The 4,772-nt window shown below is 77.6% G+C and carries 3 protein-coding genes; all 3 read left to right on the top strand.

Annotation, left to right across the window (positions count from 1 at the left end):
- The first annotated feature begins 283 nt into the window (after nt 1-283).
- Nucleotides 284-1,150 (top strand): FAD binding domain-containing protein, encoded by an 867-nt coding sequence (locus ACFU74_RS36125; RefSeq protein ID WP_380764367.1) that lies wholly within the window; start codon nt 284-286, stop codon nt 1,148-1,150.
- The gene (locus tag ACFU74_RS36120; RefSeq protein WP_380764366.1) at nt 1,147-2,493 is read left to right on the top strand and encodes a 2Fe-2S iron-sulfur cluster-binding protein; all 1,347 of its coding nucleotides are present in this window, start codon (nt 1,147-1,149) and stop codon (nt 2,491-2,493) included. Before ACFU74_RS36125 ends, ACFU74_RS36120 begins: the two co-directional genes overlap by 4 nt.
- Nucleotides 2,490-4,772, top strand: a 2,283-nt coding sequence (locus ACFU74_RS36115) for a xanthine dehydrogenase family protein molybdopterin-binding subunit (RefSeq protein WP_380764365.1), incomplete at its 3' end; no start/stop codon positions are given. The genes ACFU74_RS36120 and ACFU74_RS36115, both read left to right, overlap by 4 nt.

Raw genomic sequence — 4,772 nt, 5'->3', positions numbered from 1 at the left:
CTTCCGAGCGGTCACCGGACGTCAGGAACAGATGAACATCCGACCCGGACCTTCGCGGACCTGGTCGGATACCGCCCGGTATCGGTCCCAATCGGGCAGTACCGTTCGCCCGTCCCGAAATGATCATCGAGCATTGTGTGCCAGAGTTGCCCAACCCGGCCCGATCGCCCGTACCCTACGGGCCAGGCCGGGCTGCCGGAGCGGACACCCGGCCGAGGGGCCGCGGCGGCAGGCGATCGATGAGCAAGTGGAGCACGGTGGGACCCAGGTGAACCGGACGATCATGCTGCCGGCCTCCCTCGACGAGGCCGTCGAAGCGCTGGCCGCTCACCCGGCCGCGGTGCCGGTGGCCGGCGCCACCGACCTGATGGAAGCCGTCAACGCCGGGCGGCTGCGCCCGGCCGCGCTGGTCGGCCTCGGCCGGATCACCGAACTCCGCGGCTGGCGCTACGAGGACGGCGGCACCGCCGTCCTGGGCGCCGGGCTCACCCACGCCCGGATGGACCGCCCCGACTTCGCCGCGCTCATCCCCGCGCTCGCCGACGCGGCCCGCACCGCCGGCCCGCCGCAGGTGCGCAACGTCGGCACCCTCGGCGGCAACATCGCCACCGCCGCCCCGGCCGGCGACACCCTCCCGGTGCTCGCCGCGCTGGAGGCCAGCGTCACCCTCGCCCGGGCCGGCGCCACCCGCGAGGTCCCGGTCAGCCACCTGCTCACCGGCCTCGACCCGGTGCGCCCCGGCGAACTGCTCACCTGGGTGCGCGTCCCGCTGCTGCACGCCCCGCAGGTCTTCCTGAAGGCCACCGGCCGCAGCGGCCCGGCCCGTGCCACCGCCTCCGTCGCCCTGGTCCTCGACCCGGCCCGGCGCGCCGTGCGCTGCGCCGTCGGCGCCGTCGCCCCGGTGCCGCTGCGGCCCCTGGAGGCCGAGGCCTGGGTGGCCGGCTGCATCGACTGGGACGGCTCGCGGGAGATCGACCCCGCCGCGACCGCGGCCTTCGGCGAGTACGTGGCCGCCGCCTGCGTCCCCGACGGCTACGGCGCCGAGGGCGCCTGGGAGGCCGTCACCGAGGGGCCGAGCGCGGCCGCCGTCCAGTTGCGGCGTACCGTAGCCGTGCTGGCCCGCCGGGCACTGGGAAGGGCGCTCAAGTGACCACAGACCACCCCATCGAGGCCCTGGACCCGGGGCTGCTCGACCACGCGCACGACCACGCGCCGCAGGTCAGCCGCGAGCTGCGGCCGACCACCTCGTACGCCCTGCGGGTCAACGGCTTCGAACGGCCCGTCACCGACGCCTGGATCGGCGAGAGCCTGCTCTACGTGCTGCGCGAGCGGCTCGGCCTGGCCGGCGCCAAGGACGGCTGCGAGCAGGGCGAGTGCGGGGCCTGCTCGGTGCAGGTCGACGGGCAGCTGGTGGCCGGCTGCCTGGTTCCGGCCGCGCTGGCGCAGGACAGCGAGATCAGCACCGTCGAGGGCCTGTCGGCCGGCGGCGGGGCCAGCGACGTCCAGCAGGCACTGGCCGAGTCCGGCGCGGTGCAGTGCGGCTACTGCGTGCCCGGCCTGGCGATGGCCGTGCACGACCTGCTCCAGCGCAACCACCGGCCCACCGAGGTCGAGGCGCGGCAGGCGCTCTGCGGGAACCTCTGCCGCTGCACCGGCTACCGGGGTGCGCTGGCCGCCGTGCAGAGCGTCGCCGACGCGCGCGCGGCGGAGGCCGGGGCCGCGGACGAGGCGGCCGCCGGGGGGGCCGCGAAGGCCGCCCCCGCCCCGGACAACGCCCCCGAGCCGGTGCCCGCGCCGGTGCCCGCCGCGACCCCGGCGGACCCCGCGGACGACCCGGCGACCGCCGCCGACCTGCCGGTGTACACGGACGGCGACGCCTGGATCGAGCACGTCCCGCAGCCGCCCGCCGAACCGGCCGGCCCCCCGCCCGCCCCCGCCCCCGGCGCGCCGTACGGCAGCCCCGACGGTCCGGGCGGCTACGACAGCGGGGTGTACGACACCACCGTGCTGGCCCCGATCCGGGACGTCCCGGCGCAGCCGGCCGCCGGGTCCACCGGCTTCCACCCGGCCCAGCCCGACCCCGGCCGGCAGCCGTACCCGGGCACCACCCCGGCGCACGGCACCTACCTGCCCGGGGCCGACGGCTACCCCGGCGCGGGCGGCTACCCGCAGCAGCCCGGCTACGACCGGGCCCCGGTCCACGACGGCCCGGTGTACGAGGGCCAGGCCTACGACGGCCAGGCCTACGACGGCCCGGTCTACGAGACCCCGCCCGCCGGCACCCCCGCGCACGGCACCCCGCTCCCGGGCTACGACGCCGCCGGCTACCCGCAGCAGCCCGGCCACGACGCCGGCACCCCCGCGCACGGCACGCCGTACGTCCCCACGCCCCCGCACGGCGTCCCGGCCGAGGGCGCCGCCCCCGCCGGCGTCCCGTACGGCGCCACCCCCGCCCACGGCATCCGCCTCCCCGAGGACGACCACGCATCATGACGTCGCCTACCGACATCGGCGCAGCACTCCAGCAGGACGGCGACGCGGGCGGCACGACGGAGCCGTTCGGGCTGGGCGGCTCCCCGCTGCGCAGCGACGCCCTGCCCAAGGCGCTCGGCATCTACCCGTACGCCGCCGACCTGTGGGCCGAGGGCCTGCTGTGGGGCGCGGTGCTGCGCTCTCCGCACCCGCACGCGCGGATCCGCGGCATCGACACCTCGGCCGCGCTGGCCCTGCCCGGCGTGCACGCCGTGGTCACCGCCGCCGACCTGCCGGCCGGCCCGGACGGGCTGCCGGACGGCGCGCCGTCCGGACCGATCGTCGCCGACCGGCCGGTCCTCGCCGCCGGGGTGGTCCGCCACCACGGCGAGCCGGTGGCCGCGGTCGCCGCCGACCACCCCGACACCGCCCGGCTCGCGGTCGGCCTGATCGCGGTCGACTACGAGCCGCTGGACGCCGTCACCGACCCCGAGCAGTCCTTCACCGCCCCGCCGCTGCACCCGGACGGCAACCTCTTCCGCCACCTGCCGCTGCGCACCGGCGACCCGGAGGCGGCCGGCGAGGTCGTCGTCGAGGGCCTGTACCAGGTGGGCCGGCAGGACCCGGCGCCGCTCGGCGCCGAGGCGGGCCTGGCCGTGCCGCGCCCGGACGGCGGGGTCGAGCTGCACCTGTCCTCCACCGACCCGCACGGCGACCGCGACCGCACCGCCGCGTGCCTGGGCCTGGAGCCGGACCGGGTCAGGCTGGTGGTCACCGGCGTGCCCGGCGCCACCGCCGACCGCGAGGACCTCTCCTTCCAGGTCACCCTGGCGCTGCTGGCGCTGCGCACCGGGCGCCCGGTGAAGATGACGCTCACCCGCGAGGAGTCCTTCCAGACCCACACCTCGCGGCACCCGGCGCTGCTGCGCTACCGCCACCACGCGGACGCCGAGGGCCGGCTGGTGAAGGTCGAGGCGCAGATCCTGCTGGACGGCGGCGCCTACGCGGACGTCTCGGCCGAGGCGCTGGCCGCCGCCGCCGCGTTCTCGGTCGGCCCGTACAACTGTCCCAACGTCTTCGTGGACGCCTGGGCGGTGCGCACCAACAACCCGCCGGCCGGCCGGATGCGCGGCGAGGGCGCGCTGCAGGCGTGCTTCGCCTACGAGTCGCAGCTGGACCAGCTGGCCGCCCGGGTCGGCGTCGACCCGGTGGAGATCCGCCGCCGCAACGTGATGGCGACCGGCGACCCGCTGCCCACCGGACAGGCCGTCACCTGCCCGGCCCCGGTGGGCGCGCTGCTGGAGGCCGTCGCCGGGGAACCGCTGCCGGCGCTGCCGGTCGACGACCCGGACGCCGAGTGGCTGCTGCCGGGCGGGCCGGGCGGCGCCGGGGACCCGGCCGCGGTGCGGCGCGGCATCGGCTACGCGCTGGGCATGGTGCACATGCTGGGCGCCGAGGGCGAGGACGAGGTCGCCACCGCGACGGTGCGGGTCAGCGGCGACCACGCCACGGTGATCTGCGCCGCGGTCGACGCCGGCCAGGGCTTCGCCACGCTGGCCCGGCAGATCGTGCAGAGCGTGCTGGGCGTCGGCGAGGTGTACATCGCGCCGGCCGACAGCGACCAGTCGGTGGCCGGGCCGTCCGCCCGGGGCCGGCACACCTGGGTGTCCGGCGGCGCGGTCGAGCGGGCCGCGCTGATGGTCCGCCACCAGCTGCTCCAGCCGATCGCGGCCAACTTCGGGATGTCGGCGGAGCTGCTGCAGATCGCCGACGGCAAGATCACCTCGTACGACGGGGTGCTCGGCATGCCGGTGGCCGAGGCGCTGGAGGGCAAGGAGCTGTGGGCGACCGCGCAGTGCCGCCCGCACCCGACCGAGCCGCTGGACGAGGCGGGGCAGGGTGACGCCTTCGTCTCCATCGCGTTCTGCGCGATGCGCGCGGTGGTGGACGTGGACATCGAACTGGGCGCCGTCCGGGTGGTCGAGGTGACGGTGGCCCAGGACGTCGGCCGGGCGCTGAACCCGCGGCAGATCGAGGACCGGATCGAGGCGGGCGTCGCCCAGGGCGTCGGGCTGGCGCTGCTGGAGGACCTCCGCACCGAGGGCGGCCTGCTGGCCAACCCCTCGCTCACCGGATACCGGCTGCCGACCGCGCTGGACACCCCGGAGATCCGGGTGGCCGCCCTGCTGGAGGAGCGCGACGTGGTGGCCCCGTTCGGGGCCAAGGCGGTCAGCGCGGTGCCGGCGGTGACCGCGCCGGCGGCGGTGGCCGCGGCGGTCCGCGCCGCCACCGGCCTGCCG

Origin of the sequence: Kitasatospora sp. NPDC057500, from assembly GCF_042802195.1 — a bacterium.
In the GTDB taxonomy this organism is placed as follows: domain Bacteria; phylum Actinomycetota; class Actinomycetes; order Streptomycetales; family Streptomycetaceae; genus Kitasatospora.
Note: the sequence above shows the minus strand (reverse complement) of the source record. Positions and strands in the feature narration are given on the sequence as shown.

Coding starts and splice junctions, on each gene's coding strand:
- ACFU74_RS36125 (WP_380764367.1), top strand. CDS start 284: ATGCTGCCGGCCTCCCTCGACGAGGCCGTCGAAGCGCTGGCCGCTCAC.